Raw genomic sequence first — 26,052 nt, forward strand, 5'->3', positions numbered from 1 at the left:
TAATTCTATTAAGTAATAAAATGGGTATTTGTAGAGTGAGAAAGTATGAGTGAAAAAATAAAGATAATTAATGAATTTTGGGAAGATTTTTTATTGAAAACAAATAGAAGTAAAGATACTAAATATATAGAGTACTTTCATTTTGAATTAACTGAAAAATGGGCAAATGAATTACTTAGATTAGTACTTATAGGACAAAAAAAAGCAACATCTAGTAGCTTGTTGGCGTATCAAATTGAAGGAGAAAGAATACCGCAGGTCGGTGATTTAAGCGTTGTTACAGATTGGGAAGGTATTCCTAAATGTGTGATAGAGACTACAAATGTGATGATTATTCCTTTTAAAGATATTACTTTTGATATATGCAAAAGAGAAGGAGAAGATAAAAATTTAGAGTCATGGATCGAAGGGCATACTAAAATCTTTTCTAGCGAAGGAAGTATGTTAGGTTATAACTTTACAGAGGACATGCCAGTTGTATTTGAAGATTTTAAAATGGTGTTTAGTAAGTAAAATTTATGGACAAACTTATATTTATTATTGCTTTCTGCATAACATTGTTTGTATTGAGTGACGTTTTTATGATGAAGATATTATTTAATATTGGAATTACAGTACTTATAGTCTCAATAATCTTTGTAATAATATATACCAACGCAGGAAATCGTTTTGAAAGAAAAGAATGAACTGTGTGAATTTGAAAAGGAGATTAGAATGGTTTTACTAGTAATTGATACACAAAAATTAATAACAAATGAGGAACTATATGAATTTGATACCTTTGTATATAATGTTAAAAAAATAATAAGTAATGCTAGGAAAAATAATATTGAAGTAATATATGTACGTCATGATGATGGAGAGGGAAGTGAGTTAACAGAAGGAACTGACGGATTTGAAATATATGAAGAGTTTAAACCAATTAATGGAGAAAAAGTATTTGATAAGAAGGTTAATAGTGCCTTTAAAGGTACAGGATTGTTAGAATACTTAAGAGATAAAGGTGAAAAGAAAATAATCATTGTAGGACTTCAAACTGACTATTGTATTGATGCTACTATAAAATGCGGGTTTGAACATGGATTTAATATTATAGTGCCAGCATATGCGAATACAACAGTTAATAGTAAATTTATGACAGCGGAAAAAAGTTATAAATATTATAATAAATTTATGTGGAATGGTAGATATGCAGAGTGTATTTCGGTGGATGAAACAATTAGAAAAATGTATTAGTTAAAATTCAAGAACTAGTGGAAAAAGTATGAATTTTTTACTTGGATTTTAAGTGGCGAAGAAGTTTACTTTGCTATGATATAGAAAACCAAGAATAAATACAAATAGGAGAGGGTTTTATGATACGATATGCAACTAGAGAAGAACTAGAAAGAGTTAATGAACTTAGAAAAATTGTAAATGAAGTACATTGTAATGGGCGTCCAGATATTTTTAAAGATGGATTTTGCAAAGAGTTACAAGATTTTATTTATACTTTATGGGAAAGTGATAATTCAGATGTGATTGTAGCTCTTAGAGATAATTAAATATGTGGATTTGCATGTGTAGACTATGTTGAAAAATCAGAATCACCATATAATTTAGCAAGGAGATTTTATCATATAAATGAATTTGGTGTAGATGAAAAGTATAGACGACAAGGAGTAGCAACTGAGTTGTTTGACTTTATTAAGAAAGAAGCTACTGCTAAAAAGTTTGATAAAATAGAATTAGATATGTGGGAATTTAATGATGATGCATTAAAGTTTTATGAGTCAGTTGGCTTAGTAACATATAGAAGGTTTATGGAGTTTAAAAATAAGTAGCAATTGTATTGAAGTTAAGGCCAGTTATGAACACTATAAATATATTATTAGGTGAATTGATAAATGAGTTTCAGGTGATGAAGCTCTTTTTTATAAGAGTATATTGGTTTTATATTACATTAATTTAATTATATGGTACAATGGGTGAAATGGTATTTTTTATTCAAAAAGGGAAATAGGAATCTTTAAATTTGTTACATAGATAAGGATATAGATAATCAGTATTAATACGTTTATGGTAACAAGGGGAGGAGAGAGTATGAATTACAATAAGCTTAATAAAGAACATTGGGATGCTGCAGCTATAATACATAATGAGTCGCCTAAAGGATATTATGACATTAACGGATTTATTAAAGGAAAATCATCTCTAAAAAAAATTCATATTGATGAAATTGGTGATGTTAGAGGAAAAAAGATCTTACATTTATTATGTCATATAGGATTAGATACACTTTCATTAGCTAGATTAGGTGCTGAGGTTGTTGGGGTGGATATTTCATCAAAATCAATAGAGGTTGCAAATCAGATTGCTAAGGAAAGTAATTTATCTGCGACTTTTATTTGTAGCGATGTTTATAATATTAGAGAAATATTAGATGAAAAATTTGATATGGTCTTTGCTTCACATGGAGTTATTTGTTGGCTATATGATATAGATAAATTTATGAAAATAGTAGAAGGGTATTTAAAACCCAATGGTATTTTTTATTTGATGGATGGGCATCCAGTTAGTATGATGATGACAGATGAATTGGATGGAAAGACTCTAAGTGTGGCTAAATCATATTTTAGAGAGGGTAATGAACCAGTATATTGTGAACCTAGTGAAGACTATGCAAATAAAGATGTGATAGTAGAGGTTCCAAGTTATGAATGGCAATATACATTAAGTGATATAATCAATGCAGTGTGTTCAACAAATCTAAAATTAGAGTATCTTCATGAATTTCCATTTTGTGATGATCAGTATTTTATGAATATGAAACAAGATAGTGAAGGTTGGTGGAGATTTTCTGAAGGGGATACTATACCATTGATATTTTCTTTAAAAGCTACAAATCTTGAATAAATTTTATGTATAGATTTTTTATTAAAAGTAAGATTATTCATTAAACTAATTGATAAATAGGAATTTGTAGGGGAAAAGATATGAAAAATAAAAATATAAGTTATGTAGGATTAGGGCTATGCTTAGGTGTTGCTTTTAGTTTAGTGTTTGATAATTTAGCTATTGGAGTAGGATTAGATAGTGGAAAAAATAAAAATAAATAAAAGTAAATTCCAATTTATATTAACAGGTTAAATTAAAATAGAGCAAAGATATGTACTTTGCTCTATTTTTGATTGAATTTAGGTTAAGATTTTCAATGTGACTTTATGCAAAATAGACTACTTTGCATCTTAAATAATAATACATGGCATAGACATCTCTTTTTTATGTTTTGAATAAGATAAATATGGTTCATTTATATTAATTTGGTGTGTTTAGTAAGCTCTTAATTAAATCTTTAGAGTGTAGTATATCTGAATCTTTATTTACGACCTCTAATATTATTTTTCCATTATATTCAGGCAATAAATTGCTAAATATGTATTGAAAATCTATATCTCCTTGTCCTAGGGGTAAGTGCTCATGAACTACATCAAAATGTCTGTCTGAAATGTGAAGAATTTTGGGTGTTTTGACATTAATCATTTCTTGTAGATGATTCATATTATCTATATGAGCAATATCCAATAAGAACTCTAAATCATTATTTTGGATAAATATTTCTTTAATTTCATCAGTAGTTGTAAAGATTGGATCTAGCTTGCTATTGTTTTCTAAGAATAGAGTAATCCCACTTGGAGTAAGTATATTTAAAGCATACTTAATATTTTTATCTAACTTGTCTAATGTTTCTTCGTTTATTTCTTCATTTTCACATATTGGATGAACTATTAACTCCTTATGATTTAGTTTATTTAGAATATCTAATAATTTAGGTATGTGTTCTTTAAATTCATTTATGTTTAAAACTGCATGAATAATTGTGGTAAAGTTATGCTTGTTTATAGTATCAATAAAGTCCTTATCATCTTCATGCAAACACATACCTCTATTGTCATACCATAGTTGCATGAAGTCAAAGTTACTTTCTTTTGCAAACTTAACTTCATCTTCATATCTATTAAAAAAGCGTGCTAAGCAACCTAACTGTATCATGATTAACATCTCCAATCTCATTTTTGTCTATATATTATAACTTTTTCTTCATAAGGATAGCCCATAAAAAGTTTTGCTATATACTTTAGGATCATTAGATTCTTTCATTTTTCTAAATTTTATTATTTGAAATAGGACAATATGAATACTGGCTATTTTAGAGTTTATAATATTATTTTCTATTTAATAAGAAAATTCCCTTTATTTATGTGGTGGATTTTTAGTTAATTGTTTATTTGATAGTCAAGAATTAAATACATAGAAAAATAGACTTTTAAATTGGGTTAGTACCATTATTTAATAATTATAAAGTGAAATGCAAAAAATACACTGAGGTGATTTGGGTGTTTAAAAATAAAGGGGCTTTTATACTTTTCATAGGTTTTATAATGATTTCAATTTTGATGAATACCTATGTTAGTGGGAAAACTATTTATAAATCCAATTATAGGAGTAATTCAGATCCTCCAGTAGTATTAGCAGCAATACCTAAAGAGTATATATACTTATATGCTTTAGATTCTGATGAAGGAAAAGGCGTATATCAGGAGATACTTCTTGATGTTAAAGGAAAACAGAAGATTTTCAATTGGATTGTTGACTCTGGTTTGTCTTTTAGACCTGAATTAATATTAAGTGACATTAATAATGATAATAAAAAAGAGTTAATAGTTATAACAACTAAATGGACAGGAACAGGGGTTCATGTTGAAGAAGTACACATATTTAATAGTGATACTTTAGAAGAGATTAAGGTTCAAAATCCTCTTGATATTATAGCTAAAAATGTTAAAACAAAAGTAAATAAAGCTAAGGATAGGGTTGATATTAGTATTAACATCAATGGTAAAGAGACTAATATTGGTGGTAAACATATTAATATGCTTTATAATGAATCTTTATTTAAAAAGCATTGGGGTAATGATCTTTATTTTGGTAATAACATAAGTTATGAACTTACTAATGGAAAGCTAAAAGCTACTATAGGTGGTCAGGTTTCTTTCATATCATATGTTGGAGAAGTAAAAGTAGAGTATAAATTTGAAAATAATATGTTAGTAGCTGATAAAATAGACTTTGAAATATATGATGAATTTAAAAATTAAGTTAGGTTTGAAGGTATGTGAAGCAGTTTCAATTTTTTAATTTTATTAATCATCTAATTTTATATTTCATTAAAAGATATTTAATTATGAAAAAAGTAATGGATTTAATGAAAGTATTAGTCAAGGTAACATTTTAGGATATGATAAGAAGAAGATTTAAAATAAGACAAAAGATGATGAGGTATAAAAAATAGAATTAGAAAAGGTAAATGTTATGTATATGTTAGAGTGAAAAAGATTTAAAGCAGAGTAGGCTTTAAATCTTTTTTTCTTTGAAATTGAGAATTGGTTATGCTTAGTTTTTGATTCAAGAAAACTTTAATTTATTAAAATATGAAATAGATATTACTTTTTACTTATTAAACCATTCAGTTGGGGATTGATTAAAGTAATGAGCATTAAATTCTACAAATTTATAATCTTGTATCCCGTAAAGCTTAAAAGGTTCATTTGATAAATAAGCTTCTAATTTTTCTATAGACTCTGATTTAATAACAAAGATACCTCCACTCATATCTGACTTAAGACCAGACATTAATATCATTCCTTCATCCATTGCTTTTTGAGTATAAGCCATATGTTTTTTCATAATATTTTCATTAATCTTCTCTGAATTTTTTAGTATACCTTCAACAATAAAATATTTCATTTGTTATCCTCCTAAACTAAATATCATAACTATATTATAAACCAATAATGAATAATAGATAGTATTTAATAATATTTACTATATTTACTATATTGTTTAATAGGTGCTTACTAAAATATTTCTTATATATTTCTATCATAATAATTTATGGATAGTTAATTTAGATGACATAAAAGAAATATTACCTTTCAAATATGTAATTTTGTTGTAATCAACTTAAATATGAGATTTTTACTTATGAATATATAATTAAATCAAGGGTTGAGGGAAACAACCAAAAAGAGAAATTAAGAGATAAAAAAGGAGAGATTTGATTATGAAAAAAGCAATGGATTTAGTAAGAGTATTAGTTAAAGTAGCATTTTTAGGATATGACGAAAAGGAAGATTTAAGATAATAAAAAACTGGACAAGCTTATAAAAGAGTTGAAATTTAAGTAGATAAATAAGAGAGTTAAATTTAAAGAATTAAGAAGGAGATAGTAAGTTATGAAAAAGGTAATGGATTTAATGAGAGTATTAGTTAAGGTAACATTCTTAGGATATGACGAAAAAGAAGATTTAAGATAATAGAAAAAATAAGTGGACAAGCTAATAAAAAGTTAGAATTTAAGTGGATAAATAAATAAGAAAGTTGAAATTAAAGAGTTAATAAGGAGAGAAGTTATTATGAAAAAAGCAATTGATTTAGTGAGAGTTTTAGCTAAGGTAGCATTTTTAGGATATGATGAAAAAGAGGATTTAAAATAATAAAAACAAATAGACAATATAAATAGGATTAGAAAAGAGAATTATTATGTATATGTTAGAATGAAAAAGGTTTAGAGCAGAGTAAGCTTTAAATCTTTTTTATATTTTATCATAAATGAGGATGATTTATATTAGTGAAAAGATAGTTAACTTAATAGCTTCAATAATATTTACAATAATATATGCCAATACAGGGAATCGCTTTGAAAGAAAAAATTAAAATTACTTCTAGAAAAATTAGAAATATTTTTAGTAATAGATAAGACTAGAGAAGGATTTGTTTTATAAATTCTCCTCTAGTCTTAAATTTTGTTGCGTCTTATTAATTAGTGTGATTTTTTTAGTATAGTGTGATATTTTATTATTATTTATTAATTAGTAAGTAATAAGGTGTTAAGTCTTGATATTCTATATTTCCGTTAGCTTCATAAACAATGCTTAAATGTCCATTTTTAAATGATAGACAAGAATATCCACCACCTAATTTGTTACCATCTTTAGGATAAGGAATACATATTTCCTGAACTCCTTTAGATAAATCATCAAAATCAATCATATAAACAGCAATATTGTCTCTTATATATTCACCTTTAGTGTTTTTAGGTGCTGAAATTAAGCCGATTCTATGGCCATTTGAGGTAGTAGCCTTAATAAATGAACCTTGGCATCCAGATCCCTTACCAGTTAAAATTTTACCATTTAAAGGTTCGTATATTTCCCAAGTGTTTCCTAAATCATGAGAGATGTATGCTGCTCTATAACCAGAGTAATCATATCTTGTACTCATAATTAAAGCTCCATCTAATTCTATAACCATATTTTCAGAAGTATTTGAATTAGGAACTTTGTTTCCCATTGTCCATGTTTCACCATTATCCTTTGAATAGATAATTAATGAATAATAGTTATTTTCATTATTTTCTCTTAATGAAATTTGTGCTGGCATAACTATTGTTCCATCAGCCATTACAACACCTGAGCCAACACCTCCTAGCCATCCAATTGTATTACTTGGTTGATTTTTTACTTTTGAGGAGTTAGTAGTTAAATCTATTTTATTAGACCAAGTTAATCCATTATCATCAGAATAAATCATTTGAACAGACCAATCACTTCTTAGGGAAGTAGTAGTCATTGCCCAGTTTCCATTTGTATTCCATGAACCTGCAATTAATATTATTCTACCTGTATTTGTAATAACTGTTGTGGAGTCCATTACACGAGAGTAGGTAGAGTTAATACGATTATTTTTCATTGCTATTTGATAACTCCATGTCTTCCCAAAATCAGTACTACGTGCAGAAGCTATGTCTATATAAGCATGGTCATCAGGACCATTATAACGAATATCTGAAAAGGTTAAAATTGTACCATCATTTAATAATTGTATATTGGGAATTCTAAAATACTTTGAATCCCATATGTTATTATTCTTGTCAAATAGCTTTATTGGTTCTGGCTTATGGCTTATATCTAGATTCTTTTCAAATGTATTATTTTTGTTACACATAAATATAATCTCCTCCATAAAATTCAAATTTACCCATTCATTTAAAAGTTATTTTTGATATAAATAGGCATGGAAACCTAATTATTAAAAACTTCTCTATTTTGAAAAATATAGAATTTTTTCAAATAAATTATAACAGTATTTGGATTTCTTTACTATGCAATAATGTAAATATAATTATTTTTAGAGTTTTTCATAAAAATAATAGCTTTTGAGAGGAGAAATCAAGAGTTTAGAAAGAGTATAAAATAGGAAATATTTTTAAATATGTGGTATTAAACAAAGGACTTATATTTTTTGATATAATTAAAAGGTAAGACTTAGAATTAGTATAAACTGTGAGGAAGAAAATGAAAGTAAGAGTACCGATTTATTTTAATGATTTTAAATGTATAGCGTCAGAGTGTGAAGATACTTGTTGTGCTGGATGGGGAATTGTTATTGATGATGAAACCCATGACTATTATGAGAATGTTGAGGGTGAATTTGGAGAAATCTTAAGAAGTAAGATAGTTAAAGATGATGATGGAGATAATGTTTTTCTTCTGAATAATGGAAATTGTTCTTTCTTAAATAAGGACAAGATGTGTGATATTTATATTAATCTTGGAGAAGAGCATCTTTGTCACACTTGTAAGCAATTTCCAAGATATACTGAAGAGTTTTTGGACTTAAGAGAAATAGGCATATCTCTATCCTGTCCAGAGGCTGCAAGAATTATTTTAAGAAAGCCTGAAAATAATACTTTTCAGTTAAGCGAAGAGGAGATTTGTGAGGATAATAGAGAAGAGAATGATTTTAATGAGGGCGAAAATTACTTTGACGAAGGTATTGATGAAGAGGTTCTTTCAGACTTTTTAGGGTGTAGGGATGTTGTATTTAACATTATGGAACATGCTGATTTAGATTTAGGAACAAAAGCAGCACTAACACTTAAATTTGTTAAAGAAGTTCAAAATAAAATAGATTTAGGTAACATGGATGAAATAGAAGATGTTATTGAAGAATATAAAGAAGAGAAGTTCTTAAATAAACTTATAAAGGATTTAGATAATTACAAAAGAAAAGAAAGTGCAAAATACACTAACCTATATGAATATTTTAATGTATATAAAAGCATAAAGCATATAAATTCTAATGATCCACTGGGATTAGATAATGGATTAAAGTATTTAGAGGGAAGAGAAGAGTTCTATGTTGAGAAACATAGAGAGTTTAATGAGTATTATAAAGAGAACTTATACAAGTTTAAGAACATATTAGTTTATTTCATATTTAGATACTTCATGAAAGCTATCTTTGACTATGATATGTCTGCAAAAATAAAGTTAGCTATAATCAGTACATTAATGATTAAGGAGCTATCTGTAATAAGATTTATAGATAAAGGTGAGTTTACTGAAGAGGATATGGTTGAAGTTAGCCGTATTTATTCTAAGGATATAGAGCATTCAGATGAGAATATAGAAGATCTACAAGAAATATTTGAAACTAAGGATATCTTTGAAGTTGATGAAATAATAACTATATTAATGAATGACTTTTAAAATAACCAAAAAATAAATAGTTTAAATTAAAAAGCTCCATTGAATAATATAAAATTTCAAATGGAGTTTTTTTAGTTTTAGATTTAGGTTCTGTTTCAAATAAGTGTTCATATTTAGTTATGTAGAACAATTGAAGTATATTATAGTGTAATCTATAATGTTAATATTACCATTTATTGTGATTTGGAGATGAAAAAATGAATAATATAAATCTTAATTTGGAAAGATTAATGAACAGTGCAATTGAATACCTTTCTATTGCATTAAATACTACAGGACATAATAATAAGTCTGTTCTTCTTCATAGTATTAGAGTTGGTTTCTATTTATATGAGTTAGGGTATAGTGAAGATATTGTTTTAGCAGGTTTATTACATGACATTTTAGAGGACACTGAAACTTCAGAAAGTGATTTACAGGATAACTTTGGGACAAAGATAACCAATATAGTATCTTCAAACTCCTTTAATACTTTAATTGATGATAAAACCGAACAATTTAAGGATATGTTTAATAGGTGTGCGACTTATGGAAAAGAAGCATTAATTGTAAAAGCGGTGGATATTCTTGATAATAGTAATTATATTCAATTTGTAAGCAATATAGAGACAAGAGAGTGGCTCTTATTTAAGATGAAGAGTTTTATAAATATATCAAAAGACTTAATAGAGAAAGAATATATATGGAATAAATTAAATGAAAAATATAATAGCCTATTAGCTGAAGTAAGTTAACAATTTTTTCAACATATAAATGAATATATTTTGGGGAAGTAAATATAAAATAATTTATATTTATTAATAATTACTATTTTAAAATAAGATTTTAAGGTCTATAATAGAGATAGAGAGAATTTATTTTACAAGGAGGGAAAATTATGGACATTAAAGAAAAAGTATTAGAAGTATTAACTAACTCCGAAGAACCATTAAAAGGTGGAGAAATTGCTGAAAAAGCAGGAATAGACAAAAAAGATGTGGATAAAGCAATAAAAGATTTAAAGAAAGAAGAAAAAATAAGCTCACCAAAGAGATGTTTTTATTCAGTTAATAAATAATAGGCTTTCTTTTAAGTGTATTTTGATTTCTAGTTAGCAGTATATATCTGCCCAATGTATACAAATTATTACTCGACAAGTAAATTAAAAGCTATCTAAAAATCAAAGTTCTACAGTAAAAATTAAAGAACCTTTTTTAAGCAGTTATAAGACAAAATTTTAGTTTTGTTTTGTAACTGCTTTATTTTTAGTTTATTTTAAATAAAGAGTATTTAGAAGAAATAAATTTGTTTTATATTTTTTTGAGATTATTTGTTATTTGCCTTCATTTTGTAATTTTTCATTAGTAAAATATTTTGTATAAGGAAGATTAATTGAGTATTTAAAGTAATATTTTTTAGTTAGGAAGAATTTCGAGGAAAATTATGCCTAGAGAAAGTGACCAAGACATAAAAATTACTTATGACAGATTAATAGATTGAACATTAGAGAGGTACGGAAGAGAGAACTTTAATGCTTAGAAAAATACATAGCTTGTATAGAAAAGACTTAAAGAACAATTAGAAAAAAATAGAGGGTAATATGGAGGTGATAATATGAATTCTGTTAGAGAAGAAATATTTCAATTAGAAAATGATTTATTAAAGGCTGATGTGAGAAAATCAGCAGAAAAAATAAATGAAATAGTAGCAGATGATTTTGTTGAATTCTGTAGCTCGGGAAGTGAATATCACTATAAAAATGGAGATATATTTCAAGCTGAGGATGATTATAAAAACTTAGATTGGGAGATTTTCAACTTTGAAGTAAGAGAATTATCAGAAGATTGCGTGTTAGCCACTTATAAGGTAGTAAAACATGATGAAATTGATGAAAGAAAGAGATATTTTCTTCGTAGCTCCATATGGAAAGAAGAGAATGGAAAATGGAAGATATTTTTTAATCAGGGAACTTTACTGCCTAATGAGAGAATAAGGAACTAGATTTAGAGATAAAAGTATAAGGTAAAGAATGAGGAGTTTTAGTTAGAGAAAGGATTAGGGCACGTTCTTTAATTAAGAAGTAACATATGGATGATAATAATAAGAACAAGAAGATGACACCCTTTGGTTTCATAATTTGTGTTATATTTCTTATGAGTTTTATACTAAGTGGATTATATGGTGCAATGCATGGAGAAGCTCATTATAGTATTAAAACTCATTCCATGATTGATTCAGCCACAGCTAGAGCCGGTGGTGTTATAGGAATAATATTTGGAGCATTAGGGTTTATAGTAGTGACAATTTTGTTTATACATAGTAGAAAAAGATAATTAAATAAAATAAGGTTTAATTATGGACAAGGGTCTGTATCAAAACTTAAATAATAAAACTTATAAATATTACTAGCTTAAATTCTAAAGAGAAGCTAGAAGAGTTTCTTCATACTATTTATAAGTTTTATTTTAAGTGGTCTTGATATATACCCTTGTTTTGTGTTTTTTAAGATTTCATTTTAACTGAGTTATTTTTAAATAAGCTAACTAATCCAAAGATAAGAAGTGCTAAGGATAAAAACATTATTAAAAGTGCATTTTTAAAAAGTAGCAGAGAGAAAAGTATAAAGATGGCACATAGAGTTTCAAAGCTTTTATTTATATTTCTTTTCATAAAATCTCCTTTATTACATATTATTAAGAGTATTGGTTATGTTTTAAATCAGTGTTGGTTTAAGAAAAAAATGTTCCTTATAAAATTTATGTCAAATTAATTGAAAATATAGTAAATTTATAAAATAAATGGTAATATGTACGTATCAGCTCTTAGATGAATCAGGATGGTTATTGAATTTAATAAGTTACTTAATTTATCTTTTTTATCTGAGAGTATTATAAGACCTTGTAAAGAAATAATAGGGAGAGAGAATTAAGGGGGAATTATGAAACATAAAAAGGAAGTATTTATAGCAGCGCTTATAATAGTGTTTTTAATTGCTATAGGGCCAAGTGTTAAGCGGCAGGTAGGAATTATTATAAGTAAAGGAAATATTGAGAAAAGTTATTCTGAGGACTCATTATATGATATCTATATAACAGATAGTAATGGATTAATGCTTCTTCAAATTGAGGATATTGAGAAAGATAATATTCAATACTCAAAGATAGATAATATCAATGTAAAGTATGCTTCGGCTAATCTTTTCTTTATTGAGAAGGATTCAGAGGGGAAAATATATGTTCCTTATTCAAGGGATATAGAAAATTATGAAAGAGCAAATAGACTTTTAATTTTTAATAAGGGTAAGCTAGAGGATGAAATAGAGTTTGATGATATAAGAGATCCACAGACCATAATAAGTGATGGTGAAAATAATAGGATTTTTCTTGAGCAGAATGTTACTATTCAACCAGAGGATTCTCCAGGGTTAAAGCTTAAAGTAATTGATAGTAATAGTAAAGAGACAATTAATGAACTTTATTTAAAGGGATATATTAGGGATTATTATGTTGGAGAGGAAGAGATAATTCTAAGCTTAGAAGGTGCTAATAAGTTAGGATTTAAAGATGCACAAGACAGAAGTTTATATGCCATAAATAGAAAGACATTAGAGGGAAGAGTAGTTAGTAAAGAGGCCATAGGTAATGTGGTTAATGCCCTATGTCAGGATTCTAAGGGGAACAATGTAATCTTTAGTAATTTAACCTTTAAAGAAAATGGAGATTTAGATAAAAATGAAGTTATTCTTATGGATAATCAAGGAGAAATCAAAGAGAGAAAAGAGGTCCCTTATGACATGAATAGCAACTTCTATGGAAATGAGAAGTATGAGTATATATTAAATGGAAAAGTTCATAATGAAAATAATGGATTCCTTCTTTTTAATAAGGAGACACTTGAGTTTGAAAAGTTAGTTGATGATGTAAAGAATATAAGCTATATAGAAAATCTTGATGGCTATGTGTTTGTGTTAACTAAGGATTCAAAGTTATTTATATATGATGAAAATACCCTAGAGCAAAAGGGAAGCATAGAGTTAGGCAGTGAGGCTTCACATAGAATGAAGGTTGTTAAAAGAAAGTAAGGGGAGGATCTATTATGGAGAAGGTAGTAAGGGAAAAATCTAATATTGAAATAAACATGGATAGAGTAATATTCATGGGATTAATAATAGAGTTTATTTGTACAGCATTTATATTCTTTAATTTCACAACACTATATGAGAATTTAAATTTAATAATAGATTGCTTAATGATTTTAAATTTAATTATATTCATACTCAGCATTATTTACTTTAAATATAATAAGAAGTTGGCTTTAAGATACACCATATTAAGTTTGATATTCTTTTTCTTCTCTGATAAGGCAAGATATAGCTTAATATTAGTTCTTATTTTAATAATGCGAGGGAAAGGAATGTATTAAAATTAAAGAAAAAATTCTATGGGAATATATTTATTGGATGGTTTTGAATTTTTTGAACTTTAATGTTACTAATTACTTTAGGAGTTGATCAAATTTTAATTATTAACATTAAGGTTTGTATTCTCTTTATGCCAGAGTTAGTGGTCAAAATTTTAGTAACTTTGTTTTCAATAATAATATTAGATGATTATTTAAATAAAATCAAAAGTGGGTACTGGATTATATCTATTTACTTAATTTTATTTTGTATGGTAAGCCTTTATGAGATAAAAAATTATTAAATAGTAGTTATTTTAAGAATAATATTCTATGTAAGGAAAGAAGTTAAGAGGAATTTTTATAATATATTGGTCAAGATACAGCTTGATATTAGTTAGTTAGGAAAATTTGATGTATTAAAGAAAGAATATATGCTTAAGTAACATATATTCTTTTTTGATATAACTAAAATTAATGTTAAAATTCTTTATAAATTTAAAAAATATACAATATATTATATAATTAGCTATAGGTTTGCTCGTTATTTTTTAATTTATTATAAGAGGTGAATAGTTTTGAAAGAAAAATTTAAAAGATGTTTAAGTGAATTTTTTGATGATGATAAAAGTGAAAAAGTAATTTTTATAGGATCTGGATTTTCTAAAAATTTAGGGTTACCAACTTGGGAAGAATTTGCATATATGCATTTAGATATTTTAAAAGATAATAATAAGATTAATTTCGAAACTTACGAATTATTAAAAAAAGAAAATTTTAGAACAGTAATATCTATGGCTAAACATAATATAAATAAGGATAATAATCTAAAGGAAAGAGCAAACAAAATGTATGAAGAGATTTTTAAAATTTCTTATAATGAAAATGAGTTTGATGCTATTGCTAATATTGATAAACTTTCAGAGGCATCTAATAAAGATTTTAAATCAATTGTTAATTTTAGGGAAAAAGTAAACAGAATAAAACGAATAAAAGCTGAAAATGAAATTTTTAAGCAGATTTATGATTTAAATATGATAAATGTAACAACAAATTATGATGACATATTGGATATTTTAGCTGAAGATAATAATGAGATTATTAGTAGTGATTCTAAAAGAAGTGTAAATAAAGTTTTTTATAGTGAAAAAGATTTTAAGTTAGTAGATAGTAATCCAAGTATAATAAAATCAGGACAAGTATTTCATATTCATGGAAGTATAAATGAAATTAGTACCATGATAGTTTCTAATGAAGATTATATTGTAAGATATTGGAGTGGAGAAAATGTATATAAAAATTTCTTAAAAAAAATATTTGAAGAATATAATGTTATTTTTTTAGGTTATAGTTTACAGGAGTTAGAAATTCTCAATTATTTATTTGAAGGTGAGAAAAATAAGTTAGATAAAACAGATAAACAGAGGATACTTATTCTTGATTCCTTTGATTATGAAATTGAGAAATTGGACTTTTTAAGCAGATATTATGAAGATAATTATTGTATTAAGCTTTGTACATATAGTAAATCGAAGATGGGATATAATGAAATTACTAATACTGTTAGATTGATTAAGGAAATAAAAAATGATATCGAAGAAAAAAAGGAAGGATATAAAAGATGTCTAGAACTGATAAAAATGATAAATTAAAAGCAAGTGACTTAACAGAATTATTAAAAAAGTTAACATTTTATAAGGATTTACAATCAGATTTTTTCAAAAAAATAAATGGAAATTTTGAATATTATGAGGATATATCAAAAAGCAATTATTTTAATTCTGAAAGTACCAATATACTTGCAATATTAAGGTATACAAATAGTATTTACAACAAGATAAATGAAATAAAAGATGAAGATATAGAAAATTTATATAATTTAAGCTTAGAAAGTAGCATGAATAATGTATCAATATATGAGTTTATTATATTTATAGCTAAATATAATAAGAAAATAAATAATTTTAGTCTTAAAGTCTTATTAGAAAAAACAAAAAACACTAGATTTATTGAGGTTTTAGTAGATACTTTTTTAAGAAGCTTTGAAGAATTTTCTATATTTAACTTTTTTAAAGAGAACGATAAAATAATATTGAAGTTAATAGTTAAGCAGATGTTTAAGGATAGATTTACTGAGTGTAGAGTTTTATACAATGATAGACTAATGAGATATTTATTAGAAACTAATAATTTAGAATTTATAGATAATTTTATTGAAGAATATGAAACTATTTATATAAAGAATGAAGGTGAAAATGAGAAATTTAAAATAAGTTTAAAAAATAAGGAGTTATTTATTAAATCTAAAATTAATGAAAGTACAAATTTTGTAATAAAATTTGTAGGTTTAAAAAATATATATGATCAGATAGATGATATAAAAGATATAATAGAGCCTACTGATAAAGATGATCTTAAAAAAATAGTTTCAAGTTTATTAAATTATTATTCATATTCATCAGTTTTTGATGATGATTACTTAATGAATGATAAAAAAATAGAAATTTTGTTTAATATTTCGAAATCACATAATATTGGCAATTATTTAATAGATAAATTATTTGAAAATGAAGTATATTTCCTTAAAAAGTTATCATTATACTTTTTGGTGAAAAATAATATGTTTGAATATTTAATTAGAAAAGTTAATGAGAAAAGCTTTGATTTAGAATATATGATTAGAAATAGTGAATTTTCAGGAGAGATAAAAGAGGTTTTTAGATTATTAAATAGTTATAACAATCTTGAGGAAATTAAAGAAGGAAATTTACTAGGTATGATAAACAAGGGAAAATATTTTGTTTATATTGATGAAGAAAAAGATGAAGAATATATAAAAGAATGGAGATATAAGAGATTTAAAGAATTAAGTAATTTTAAAACTATAAAAAAAGAGCTTGAAAGTTTAAAAATCAAAATGAAACATGATTATGAATTGACACCAATAATAGGAAAGTGTGAAGGGGGATGGGTAAAAAAGATAGCTTCAATTAACAGTGATGAATCTAAATCTATGAATTTAAATGATTGGGTTAGATATATGAATGAATATAAGGAGAAGAAGCATAAAGATTTTTTGATTGAATATGATTTGGAAGAGGATGTTAAATTATTTATTGAGTGTTTAAAAAGAAATGTAGATTTATTTATGAGTAATATAAATTTACTTAATAATATTAAAAATTATGAATGGATGTATTATATTTTTAATAATTTAAATAAAATAATTGAAAAGAATAGTAATGATTTTTCACTTTATTATGAGAATATTTTAATACTAATAGATAATTATTTAGAAAATTTAGATAATATATATGAAGAACCGAATAAACATTCTATAAGTAAAAAACACTTAGTAGGGAAAATATGTTCAGTGTTAACAACTATTTTAAATAAAATAGACATCAATAAGAAAGAAATTAAGCTTATATATAAAAGAATTATAGATAAATTAGAGATTAAAATTTCTAATGTAGATGATTTTAGAAAGATATTGGCTGGAAAAAATGATAATTTTACAAGCTTTATAAATTCAATCCATAGAGGTATTTTAGAGCTAGAAATAGTATTTTCATTTAAATTAAAGGATTTTAGTGAAGAAAAAGAATATATAGAGGAATTAATACTAAATAGAAAAGAGAAATCTCCGAAAGAGTTTTATATATTTTTAGGTGAAAAGTTGTATAGCTTTATAGCAATCGATAAAGATTTTACTGAAAATATTATAACAAATATGGAGAAAGATATTGATAAAGAGATGTTTTTAAGTGGTTTTGCATATTGCAGAGTTATTGATGAAGAAAGATATAATTTGTTGAAATCAACTATTTTACATGTTTTTGATAATGAAATTAATGATGAAAGTATGAGATCTAACATAATAGAATATTATATTTTAGCATTCTTATTAGGATATAGTGAATCAGATTTAGATATTATAAATAATAAATACAATTTAGATAGAAATACCATAGTTAGAATATTTAATCTTAAAAATTCGTGCAAAAAGTTAGATTCTAGTTATAATGAGAAAATTTATGAAGAAAAAATAATTGAGATTTGGGATAAATTATTGAGCCATAGATGGGAAGAGACAGAATTTCATTTAATAGAAGATACTATAATAGTTTTGATTAATTTTGATTCTATAAATGAAATAATAGTAAAAAATCTTAAAAAAGTTATTAAAAACATTCCAGCAAATTCAAGTCTTTCATATAGCGTCTGTAGATATTTAGAAAGAATCATTAGTTTGGATAATATAAAAGACATAATAGAAGTAATTAAATGTTATAAGTCTGATGGATGGGATAACTATATTATTGAATTATGTGAAAAAATTAAAAAAATATCAGAAGAATGTTTTAATGAGTTTAAAGAGGAGTGGATTATAATCAATAAAGAAGAATCACCGTTTAGGGATTATTTATTAGAAATAAAATAATTTCTATAATTGAATAGTATATATAAAGAGAGTTGGAGTGCATTAGTAATATTATAGATTAACTTAATAACTTTAAGTTAATGTTTTATAAAAATGTAATTCTGAAGGTTTTTTGAAATATAATAATATTCTTTGTTGGTTTAGGTTTTAAATAATACCTAAAATTCAAAGATGTTCAATAAAATTATTGTGAGATTATGGATAATAAAAAAACAGGAAGCTATATTACTTCCTGTTTTTTTCTATCCACTTAATTGCATAGTTAACCAAATCCCTTTGTTTCATGAATTTAATTGTTGCATTTCCAATTTTTATGGTGTTAACTTTATTGGTCTTTTCAAAGTCTTCACCTATTTTTTCAAAATCCTCACCATCTACATATAGGGTTCTGTATGTTACCCATTCTCTTTTACCATTTACCATCATTGCACTGCTGTTGGTTTCATAGTGCTTTGATGGGTATTCTGCTAGGGCATCTGCTAAATGGAGCGAGGTGTTTTTATCATATCCAACACCAATTAATAAGATATATCCATCTAAATCATATAGTTTATCTAGAGGAGAATCCTTACCAAATATGTTTTCTAAGTCATGGTTTTTTGTTAGATAGACAGCATTTTCTCCTAAGGCTGCTACAGATCTAACAGGGTGATTACTTCTTTCTGCATTAGGCCATTTTCTAAACATTTCGGCTACTTTTCCCATAGTGTTTGTTGGAGTTATATTTTTATCATAGGCAGGCCAATTATCTCTTATAGCTTGGTACCATTCTTCATCTTCTTCCCAATGAACTCCATAAGAAGGATCTAGGTTTTTCCAAGTTTGAGTTGGCATCATTAAGGTTCCATTGGCACCAACAGCCTCAATTAAGGATTCAATTACGATTTGTTCTCCACCACAAACAAAGCCTAAGCTACCAAGGGATGCATGAACCATTATGTTTTGACCTTCTTTTAGTCCTAATTTTTTAAAACCTTCAATTAAATCTTCCTTTAAAACAAGTTCTCTTTTAACATCTGTTTTCATAATATTTACCCCATTTTTATTATTTAATATAGCCAGTCTTATCATTTTCTGTGATTTCTCTAATTACTCTGCATGGATTACCAGCAGCTACCACATTAGGAGGGATATCTGATAGAACAACGCTTCCAGCTCCAATTACGCTATTGTCTCCAATGTTTACTCCTTGAACTATATGAACACCAGCACCTATCCATACATTATTGCCTATATTAACTGCTTTGGAATAGCATCCACCATTTTGTCTTTCTATTGGATCTATGGCATGGTTTGCACAATAGATTCCTACTCTTGGTCCGAATAAGACATTATTTCCTATATTTACAGGAGCACAATCTAATATAATACAATCAAAGTTTGCAAAGAAATTATCTCCAATTGAAATATTAAAACCATACTCACATCTAAAATTTGGTTCAAAATGAGAGTTTTTTCCACACTTGTTTAGAAGATTATTTAATATATTGTTTCTCTCTTCTTGATCAGTGCTTTCATTATATTTTTTAGTTAGTTTAGTTGCATAATCTCTTGCTTTAACACAATCTTCTGAGAGATCATTATACATCTCACCAGAATTTAAAATATCTTTTAATTCCATATTTTTTTCCTCCTAAAGTTACTCAATAAAATCTTTTATAAACCCATAGTAATAAAATTTTCTTTAGTACAATTATAGCATTAATGTGATTATAAACCAGAAGCATTCAGCTTAATAGATAACTAATTAGAGGAATAGGAACATAAATAAGCTTATTATTAGGTGATTTTTATAGAATATTGACTTTAGTCTCTTTTTTAGAAATAGAGATACTTTGTAATAGAGAACACTGGATATAAATATTATTTTTCAGGATATTTATTAATATTTTAATTATATATTAATAAAGTATGATTTTATTCAAAGAAAATTCAAAAAAAGTATTTATTTAACAGTAAAAATATGTTATTATTATAAAAAAGAACTAAGGAGGATTAAAATGAATAAAAAAAAAATAGCTAAAGTTATGTTAGGAATAATGTTACTAACAGGAGTTTTTTCTAAGAGTACTTTACCACAAGCAAAATCATTTTTAATGGCATTAGCTCCACATAGTAATTGGAGAGCTAAGGATGCAGCAGATTTAAAGGATGTTAAAGAGTGGTCAAATACTTGGTATGGATATGTTAAACTGGATAAAATTCAAGATTTAGATTCATATACAATGTCAGCGAGAGCAGTGGCAAATCCTAATGGCGATTTAGAATCTGCTGATAATGCGTATTCAGAACCTGTTACTGTAAGACAGGGAGCACCTGCAGCGGATGTTTATGAATATTATTGGAATAAAAGAATGCAAGTAGGTTCTACATATTACTTAGCTTTAAAAAATTTAAATTACACTCAGAATTATAGAAATGCAGTTGGAAGCTTTGGATGGTATTAATATAAAATACTTTATAATAGCTAAAAGTAGTTACTTTTAGCTATTATATTTTAAGATAGGAGAAATTAAATGATAGTAGATGACTTAATTAAAGTTTTTAAAAGTAAAAAGATATGGTTATTTATTTTATTTATGATTTTAATTAGTTTGTATGGAATATATTTATGGTTACCTAATTTAAATCCTTTTAAATTAAGTGATTTGAATATCAATGAACTAACAAGAAGTGGTGTTTTAAATCAATTTGCAATTTTTTCAGGAGCTACAATTTTGGTATATTCAAAAATTATTCCTATTGTAGCTCCTTTTGTTTATGGAGCAACTTTTTTAAGAGAGAGAAAAAGTGGATTTGATATATTTATTGACTGTAGAATGTCTGATTTAAAGTATAGAGTTTCTAGATTTCTTATAAATGGAATTGTAGGAGGGCTTTCTATAATTTTACCAATAGCAATAGTATTTTATTTTACTAATATTTTTATTGGTGGAAATATTAATGATACTAATCTTGCTCTTGGTGGAATAACTTATGACTTTATGATAAAGAATCCTTATGGGTATGTAGCTTTAGTAATATTAATTGAATTTTGTGTAGGCTTTGCATATTCAACTATAGCATTAGGAGTTTCTACATTAATTGATAATGAGATTATTGTATTATTATTCCCAGGAATTTTTTATTTTGTAAGTAGTTATATAACAGAGATTTTAAACTTTCCATTACCTCTAAAAACTAAGGTTGCTACAGATTTTGGGCTATTAGTAGATGGGGTAACTGTAGGACAAGTATTTTTACAACTTTTTGTTATAATATTGATATTTTCAATTGTATTCTTTTATTTTTCAAGAAAGGAATATAGGTATGAAAGATAATTCAATGATAGCTTTAATAAAATATAATTTAATCAAGTGTTATAAAAAGAATGTGATTATCCTAACATTTTTAGCAATTTTAATAGTTTGCAGAGTATATATGGATAGTGTTTCAGAGTATTTTGTTTTATCAGGAAAGGGAATAAATCAATGGGACTATTTCTTTAGAATATTTTCTAATGGATTTTTACTTACATGGTTAATTCTACCTATTATGTTTTTAGTAACAGCACCAATAGCTAATTTTCAAGAGAGTAATAAGTATCTTTTTGTTAGATGCAAAAGTAAGTTTAAAATTTTTATAGGAAATCAAATAACTAACTTATTAATTATAACTTTATACATAACAGCTATAGGAGCATGTGTGTTTGTATTAGGAATATATTATAGCAATTTTGGCAGTGAATGGAGTCAAGCTATATTAAATGAAAAAAATGTAGATGTTTTAAGTAAATATTTGTATTTTGCTAACTTCATAAAGGAATACACTCCAATTAAAGCTATGGCTATATCTATTTTTGAGTTTATAATAGCTAGTTATTTTCTGGTTTTAGTACGAGATGTTTTACTATACATATTTAAGAAAAGTATAATAGTTACTTCTATATGCTTTATTTACATAATAATCAATGCAAGAAGTATAGTGTTTTTGAAATTGATTTCTACAGGATATTTAGGCACTATTTGGTGTCATAAATTTACTTATAGCAATAATTTATCTTTAAATATATTAGATGGTATGAAGTTATTAACTGTTGGTCAAGAAAATATAGTGGCTATAAGTATAATATGTTTATTGTTTCTAATTGGCATTATTGCTTTTAGGAGGTGTGATGTTGAAAAAGTATAATATGTTTTTCCTAAATATAAAATATGAGAATTTAAGATTAATAACTTATTTTCTTTTTTTTTCAATTTTACTAGCTTTTTATGGAGCAACTTTCTTTCAAAGAAATTCAGAATATATAGCTTATTCTACTGGAGATTTATTTTTATTTTTAACAGGTGGAACAAAAGAGGGAAAAAACTTCTTTAGTTATATTAATTGGTTTGGACTAATTTTAATTGTTTACCTTCCTATGATATATGTACTTTCTAAGCAGTTTCAGGATAAGAAAATTTTTGTTTTTTATAGAGTAAACGAATATAAGAATTGGTATTACTCTAATGTTATATGGACATTTTTTAATGTATTAATATTTTTGATAACTATTTATACTATAACTTTTTTAGTATCTTTAATTTTTAAAGGTGCGAGTTACTGGACAAGTCCTAATGAATTTAATTCATTAGTCAAAGGTGTGAGTTTGAAGAGTATAATTTTAAAAACTTTTGTGCTTAATTTTTTATTTTTTAATGGATTAATATTACTAGCAAGTAATTTATCATTTTTAACAAGAAAGTTTAATGCATCTATTTTGGGAGTTCTTGTCCTATCATACGTAACTAGCTTAGGTAATAGTAAATATTTAATTGGAAATGCAGCTATGCTTATGAAGGAAGATATATTTATTAGTGGAAACAATTGCTTAACTTTTAATTTTGCTTTAATATATTTAAGCATATTTTTGGTTTTAAACTTAATAGGTGGACATTTTTTATATAGAAGAAATATAGAATTTTAAGATTGGGTGTGGATATTATGGAAAATTATATTATAGATTTTGAAAACTATAGAAAAGAAATAAAAGGGATGAATATTTTAGATAATATAAATCTTAAGATTAAAGAAGGGAAGATATATGGATTCATAGGAAGAAATGGATCAGGAAAATCAATGTTGTTTAAGGCTATATGTGGACTTATAAAACCTACAGCAGGATTTGTTAAGGTTAATGGAAAGGTAATAGGCAAAGATCAGGATTTTCCTGAAAATATTGGGATTTTAATTGAAAATCCAGGGTTTCTAGAACATATAAGTGGTTTTGATAATTTAAAATATTTAGCTAGTATTCAAAATAAAATCAATGATGAAGATATAAAGAGGGCTTTAGAGATAGTTGATTTAGATCCAAAGGATAAGAGAGCTATTAAAAAGTATTCATTAGGCATGAAGCAACGTCTTGGTATAGCACAAGCTATTATGGAAAAGCCAAGTCTAATAATATTAGATGAACCTATGAATGGGCTTGATAAACAAGGAGTTTCTGATATAAGAAATCTTATATTTGATTTGAAGAAAAAGGGTTCAACTATACTTTTAGCTAGTCATAATTCAGAGGATATAAAGCTTTTATGTGATAAGGTTTATGAGATTGATAGGGGAAGAATAGAATCAGAATTAATTGGTGGAGTTGAATAAATATGAAATTGAAAAATATTATTATAACAATGGTAGTTATTATTTTAATTATTCTTCCTAAGTTTTTAATAAAACCTATTAATACTGGAGTAGTTAAAAAGGAAGTAGATGTTGTTGCTAGTAAATCTGGAAGTCAATGGTTAGAAGAGATGAAAAGTAAGTTTTCTCCTATAGAGAAGATTTTTGAAAAGAATAATATTCATTTTCAAGTTAACAGTATTGAAACAGCAGTAGGTATAGTTTCTAGTGAAGTTAATGAGCCTTTAAGAGGGTTTAAATTTGGATTGTACTTTAATGTTGGTCTTAAAGATACAAAATTAGAAGATGATAAATCAGAACTGGCGAGAATAAATTTTGCTTTAAAAAAGGGAGAACAATTTAATATAAGCAAAACACCACTTTTAACTGATTTAATGAATGCAGTTTATGGGGTAGCTAGCTATGATTATTCATCTTTAGATAAGGAGTTAAATGAAGCTATTCCTAATATGGCGGTTATCAATGAGTATAAAACTTTCGAGAAGAAAGTTGGGGAATATAATGAGAAAATACAAATATTTAAAGATGAAAAAGATGAAATTCACTTTGAATGGACTGCTGAAAGACAATATGGAAATATTCCAGAAGAGGAAAAGTAATAATTCTTAGTATAGAGATGAATTGAAGGGAGTTTTAAATGGATATTGCTATTTGGATTGCAATAGGTGTTGCTATTTTTTGCAGTATTATAGCTACAAGCAGTAAAAATAAAAAGAGATAGGCTTAGATTTATTTAGAGGAAAGCTTAGAGATTTAAATATAAAAAGACTACATTTAAGCAAAAAGAACTTTAAGGATAAATAAGTATTTTATATTACTTATAACTTAAGGTAATATCAAGCTTTTATGAAGTCTTTTTATTTGGCTATGTTTTAATATAGTGTTGAAAGATAGTCTTATAAAAATTATAGGTGTGATTGTTCACATCTATAACGTTAAATATTCCAATATTATAAAGTAATAATCATAATATTGTAGTTTTATATAGACTATTAATTAATTATGTTAATATAACGCCTTTTTCTATTTTATTTCCTTTTAAAAATTCTTTTACCTCAAGAGGTTTTCCCCCTGGAAACTGTAATATTTCTATAACCAGAATACCGTTATTGGTGGCGACTGCAATTCCGTCATTATTTGCTTCTATAATATAACCAGGTGGTTTAATAATATTTGACTCTAATGACTTGGATTTGAATATTTTAATTGGAATATCTTTACAATAAGTATGAGCAGTTGGCCATGAGTTTATATTTTTATATGGCCAAGAACTTAATCCTCTTATTAAATTATGTATGTTAATACTACTATCATTCCAATTAATCTTTGCCATTTGCTTGTTTAACATCTGTACATAAGAACTTCCATCACTTGGTTGCTTTACTCCAGAAATTTTACCTGAGGCAATTCCATCTATTGTTTCCTCTAAGAGTTCAGCACCATTTGTTTTTAATAAATTGTATAATTCTCCTGCTGTCATAGATTCAGGTATGTCAAACTCACTTTTCATAAGCATATCACCTGTATCTATACCAGTATCCATTAGTATAGTTGTATTTCCAGTTCTTATTTCCCCATTTATTAAACTCCAATTTATTGGTGATGATCCTCTATACATTGGAAGTAGAGACGCATGTAGACAAATACATCCCAGTCTTGGTATATCAAGTATTTCCTTAGTTATAATTTGACCATATGCTACAACAATGATAAAATCAGGTTTTATTTCTTTTAATTTCTCAATAACTATAGAGTCTGTTCTTATTTTTTTAGGTTGAAAAATTGGAATTTGATTCAATAGTCCCACCTCTTTAACTGGTGAGATTGTTATCTTTTTTCCTCTTCCACTTGGTTTATCAGGTTGTGTTACAATCGCACTTACATTATATTTCTCTATCATTTTATTCAATGATGGAACTGCAAAATCAGGAGTTCCCATAAAAACTATTTTCATTATTCATACCTCCCTTTGATACT

At 26.0% G+C, this 26,052-nt stretch carries 29 protein-coding genes; 22 read left to right on the forward strand and 7 right to left on the reverse strand.

Going from position 1 to position 26,052, the window contains the following annotated elements:
- Positions 1-45: 45 nt before the first annotated feature.
- The 6 genes from AC2A4K_RS05935 to AC2A4K_RS05960 all read left to right on the forward strand — a co-directional run bounded on the left by AC2A4K_RS05935 (position 46) and on the right by AC2A4K_RS05960 (position 3,098).
- A complete protein-coding gene (locus tag AC2A4K_RS05935) occupies positions 46-513 on the forward strand; it encodes an ASCH domain-containing protein (RefSeq protein ID WP_322503885.1) in 468 nt (155 codons plus the stop codon).
- A 201-nt stretch (positions 514-714) separates the two neighbouring features.
- On the forward strand, positions 715-1,236 hold the full coding sequence (locus tag AC2A4K_RS05940) for a cysteine hydrolase family protein (RefSeq protein ID WP_322504314.1): 522 nt from the start codon (positions 715-717) through the stop codon (positions 1,234-1,236).
- A gap of 119 nt (positions 1,237-1,355) precedes the next feature.
- The gene (locus tag AC2A4K_RS05945) at positions 1,356-1,544 is read left to right on the forward strand and encodes a hypothetical protein (RefSeq protein WP_322503884.1); all 189 of its coding nucleotides are present in this window, start codon (positions 1,356-1,358) and stop codon (positions 1,542-1,544) included.
- The gene (locus AC2A4K_RS05950) at positions 1,545-1,823 is read left to right on the forward strand and encodes a GNAT family N-acetyltransferase (protein WP_322504313.1); all 279 of its coding nucleotides are present in this window, start codon (positions 1,545-1,547) and stop codon (positions 1,821-1,823) included.
- A gap of 259 nt (positions 1,824-2,082) precedes the next feature.
- A complete protein-coding gene (locus tag AC2A4K_RS05955; RefSeq protein WP_322503883.1) occupies positions 2,083-2,895 on the forward strand; it encodes a class I SAM-dependent methyltransferase in 813 nt (270 codons plus the stop codon).
- Between the two features lie 80 nt (positions 2,896-2,975).
- Complete coding sequence (locus tag AC2A4K_RS05960; RefSeq protein WP_322503882.1) at positions 2,976-3,098, forward strand: glycine zipper domain-containing protein; 123 nt, start codon at positions 2,976-2,978, stop codon at positions 3,096-3,098.
- Positions 3,099-3,297: 199 nt separating this feature from the next.
- Here the strand turns inward: AC2A4K_RS05960 and AC2A4K_RS05965 are convergent, their stop codons facing one another.
- Positions 3,298-4,032 carry a TIM barrel protein gene (locus AC2A4K_RS05965; protein ID WP_322503881.1) on the reverse strand — a complete coding sequence of 245 codons (735 nt, stop codon included), beginning with the start codon at positions 4,030-4,032 and terminating at the stop codon, positions 3,298-3,300.
- Positions 4,033-4,376: 344 nt separating this feature from the next.
- Here AC2A4K_RS05965 and AC2A4K_RS05970 point away from each other — a divergent pair, with 344 nt between their 5' ends.
- Positions 4,377-5,138, forward strand: a complete 762-nt coding sequence (locus AC2A4K_RS05970; protein ID WP_322503880.1) for a hypothetical protein — start codon at positions 4,377-4,379, stop codon at positions 5,136-5,138.
- A 352-nt stretch (positions 5,139-5,490) separates the two neighbouring features.
- Here the strand turns inward: AC2A4K_RS05970 and AC2A4K_RS05975 are convergent, their stop codons facing one another.
- Both AC2A4K_RS05975 and nanH read right to left on the reverse strand, forming a co-directional pair.
- Complete coding sequence (locus tag AC2A4K_RS05975) at positions 5,491-5,787, reverse strand: YciI family protein (protein WP_322503879.1); 297 nt, start codon at positions 5,785-5,787, stop codon at positions 5,491-5,493.
- Positions 5,788-6,900: 1,113 nt separating this feature from the next.
- A complete protein-coding gene (nanH, locus tag AC2A4K_RS05980; protein ID WP_322503878.1) occupies positions 6,901-8,046 on the reverse strand; it encodes an exo-alpha-sialidase NanH in 1,146 nt (381 codons plus the stop codon).
- A gap of 350 nt (positions 8,047-8,396) precedes the next feature.
- Here nanH and fliB point away from each other — a divergent pair, with 350 nt between their 5' ends.
- The 5 genes from fliB (at position 8,397) to AC2A4K_RS06005 (ending at position 11,905) form a co-directional block, all read left to right on the forward strand.
- Positions 8,397-9,593 carry a flagellin lysine-N-methylase gene (fliB, locus tag AC2A4K_RS05985; RefSeq protein ID WP_322503877.1) on the forward strand — a complete coding sequence of 399 codons (1,197 nt, stop codon included), beginning with the start codon at positions 8,397-8,399 and terminating at the stop codon, positions 9,591-9,593.
- A 197-nt stretch (positions 9,594-9,790) separates the two neighbouring features.
- Positions 9,791-10,327, forward strand: a complete 537-nt coding sequence (locus AC2A4K_RS05990) for an HD domain-containing protein (RefSeq protein ID WP_322503876.1) — start codon at positions 9,791-9,793, stop codon at positions 10,325-10,327.
- Positions 10,328-10,470: 143 nt separating this feature from the next.
- Entirely contained in the window at positions 10,471-10,650 is a 180-nt protein-coding gene (locus tag AC2A4K_RS05995; RefSeq protein ID WP_322503875.1) for an HTH domain-containing protein, read from the forward strand.
- 536 nt (positions 10,651-11,186) lie between these two features.
- Complete coding sequence (locus AC2A4K_RS06000) at positions 11,187-11,573, forward strand: nuclear transport factor 2 family protein (protein ID WP_322503874.1); 387 nt, start codon at positions 11,187-11,189, stop codon at positions 11,571-11,573.
- 86 nt (positions 11,574-11,659) lie between these two features.
- Positions 11,660-11,905, forward strand: a complete 246-nt coding sequence (locus AC2A4K_RS06005) for a hypothetical protein (protein WP_322503873.1) — start codon at positions 11,660-11,662, stop codon at positions 11,903-11,905.
- Positions 11,906-12,074: 169 nt separating this feature from the next.
- On the opposite strand, the gene AC2A4K_RS06010 is transcribed toward AC2A4K_RS06005, so the two are convergent.
- On the reverse strand, positions 12,075-12,242 hold the full coding sequence (locus AC2A4K_RS06010; protein WP_322503872.1) for a hypothetical protein: 168 nt from the start codon (positions 12,240-12,242) through the stop codon (positions 12,075-12,077).
- Between the two features lie 268 nt (positions 12,243-12,510).
- On the opposite strand from AC2A4K_RS06010, the gene AC2A4K_RS06015 reads away from it, so the two are divergent.
- From AC2A4K_RS06015 to AC2A4K_RS06030, 4 genes are all read left to right on the forward strand, one after another.
- Entirely contained in the window at positions 12,511-13,653 is a 1,143-nt protein-coding gene (locus tag AC2A4K_RS06015) for a hypothetical protein (RefSeq protein ID WP_322503871.1), read from the forward strand.
- A 14-nt stretch (positions 13,654-13,667) separates the two neighbouring features.
- Entirely contained in the window at positions 13,668-13,994 is a 327-nt protein-coding gene (locus tag AC2A4K_RS06020; protein WP_322503870.1) for a hypothetical protein, read from the forward strand.
- 554 nt (positions 13,995-14,548) lie between these two features.
- Positions 14,549-15,622, forward strand: coding sequence for an SIR2 family protein (locus AC2A4K_RS06025; protein ID WP_322503869.1), 1,074 nt, complete (start codon positions 14,549-14,551; stop codon positions 15,620-15,622).
- Entirely contained in the window at positions 15,592-18,414 is a 2,823-nt protein-coding gene (locus tag AC2A4K_RS06030) for a hypothetical protein (protein WP_322503868.1), read from the forward strand. Before AC2A4K_RS06025 ends, AC2A4K_RS06030 begins: the two co-directional genes overlap by 31 nt.
- A gap of 225 nt (positions 18,415-18,639) precedes the next feature.
- Here the strand turns inward: AC2A4K_RS06030 and AC2A4K_RS06035 are convergent, their stop codons facing one another.
- Positions 18,640-19,440 (reverse strand): AAC(3) family N-acetyltransferase, encoded by an 801-nt coding sequence (locus AC2A4K_RS06035; protein WP_322503867.1) that lies wholly within the window; start codon positions 19,438-19,440, stop codon positions 18,640-18,642.
- Between the two features lie 19 nt (positions 19,441-19,459).
- A complete protein-coding gene (locus AC2A4K_RS06040) occupies positions 19,460-20,035 on the reverse strand; it encodes a sugar O-acetyltransferase (protein ID WP_322503866.1) in 576 nt (191 codons plus the stop codon).
- A gap of 379 nt (positions 20,036-20,414) precedes the next feature.
- Here AC2A4K_RS06040 and AC2A4K_RS06045 point away from each other — a divergent pair, with 379 nt between their 5' ends.
- The 6 genes from AC2A4K_RS06045 (at position 20,415) to AC2A4K_RS06070 (ending at position 24,674) form a co-directional block, all read left to right on the forward strand.
- On the forward strand, positions 20,415-20,861 hold the full coding sequence (locus tag AC2A4K_RS06045; RefSeq protein WP_322503865.1) for a hypothetical protein: 447 nt from the start codon (positions 20,415-20,417) through the stop codon (positions 20,859-20,861).
- Positions 20,862-20,930: 69 nt separating this feature from the next.
- Positions 20,931-21,734, forward strand: a complete 804-nt coding sequence (locus AC2A4K_RS06050; protein ID WP_322503864.1) for a hypothetical protein — start codon at positions 20,931-20,933, stop codon at positions 21,732-21,734.
- On the forward strand, positions 21,724-22,584 hold the full coding sequence (locus AC2A4K_RS06055; RefSeq protein WP_322503863.1) for a hypothetical protein: 861 nt from the start codon (positions 21,724-21,726) through the stop codon (positions 22,582-22,584). The genes AC2A4K_RS06050 and AC2A4K_RS06055 overlap by 11 nt, the downstream gene beginning before the upstream one ends.
- On the forward strand, positions 22,571-23,359 hold the full coding sequence (locus AC2A4K_RS06060; protein WP_322503862.1) for a hypothetical protein: 789 nt from the start codon (positions 22,571-22,573) through the stop codon (positions 23,357-23,359). The genes AC2A4K_RS06055 and AC2A4K_RS06060 overlap by 14 nt, the downstream gene beginning before the upstream one ends.
- Before the next feature lie 17 nt (positions 23,360-23,376).
- On the forward strand, positions 23,377-24,036 hold the full coding sequence (locus AC2A4K_RS06065) for an ATP-binding cassette domain-containing protein (RefSeq protein WP_322503861.1): 660 nt from the start codon (positions 23,377-23,379) through the stop codon (positions 24,034-24,036).
- Positions 24,037-24,038: 2 nt separating this feature from the next.
- Entirely contained in the window at positions 24,039-24,674 is a 636-nt protein-coding gene (locus AC2A4K_RS06070) for a hypothetical protein (protein WP_322503860.1), read from the forward strand.
- Between the two features lie 401 nt (positions 24,675-25,075).
- Here AC2A4K_RS06070 and fmt read toward each other — a convergent pair whose 3' ends face one another.
- Positions 25,076-26,029: a methionyl-tRNA formyltransferase gene (fmt, locus tag AC2A4K_RS06075; RefSeq protein WP_322503859.1), complete on the reverse strand. Its 954-nt coding sequence runs from the start codon at positions 26,027-26,029 to the stop codon at positions 25,076-25,078.
- Between the last annotated feature and the right edge of the window lie 23 nt (positions 26,030-26,052).

The sequence above is a fragment of the Clostridium sp. LIBA-8841 genome (genome assembly GCF_057782475.1).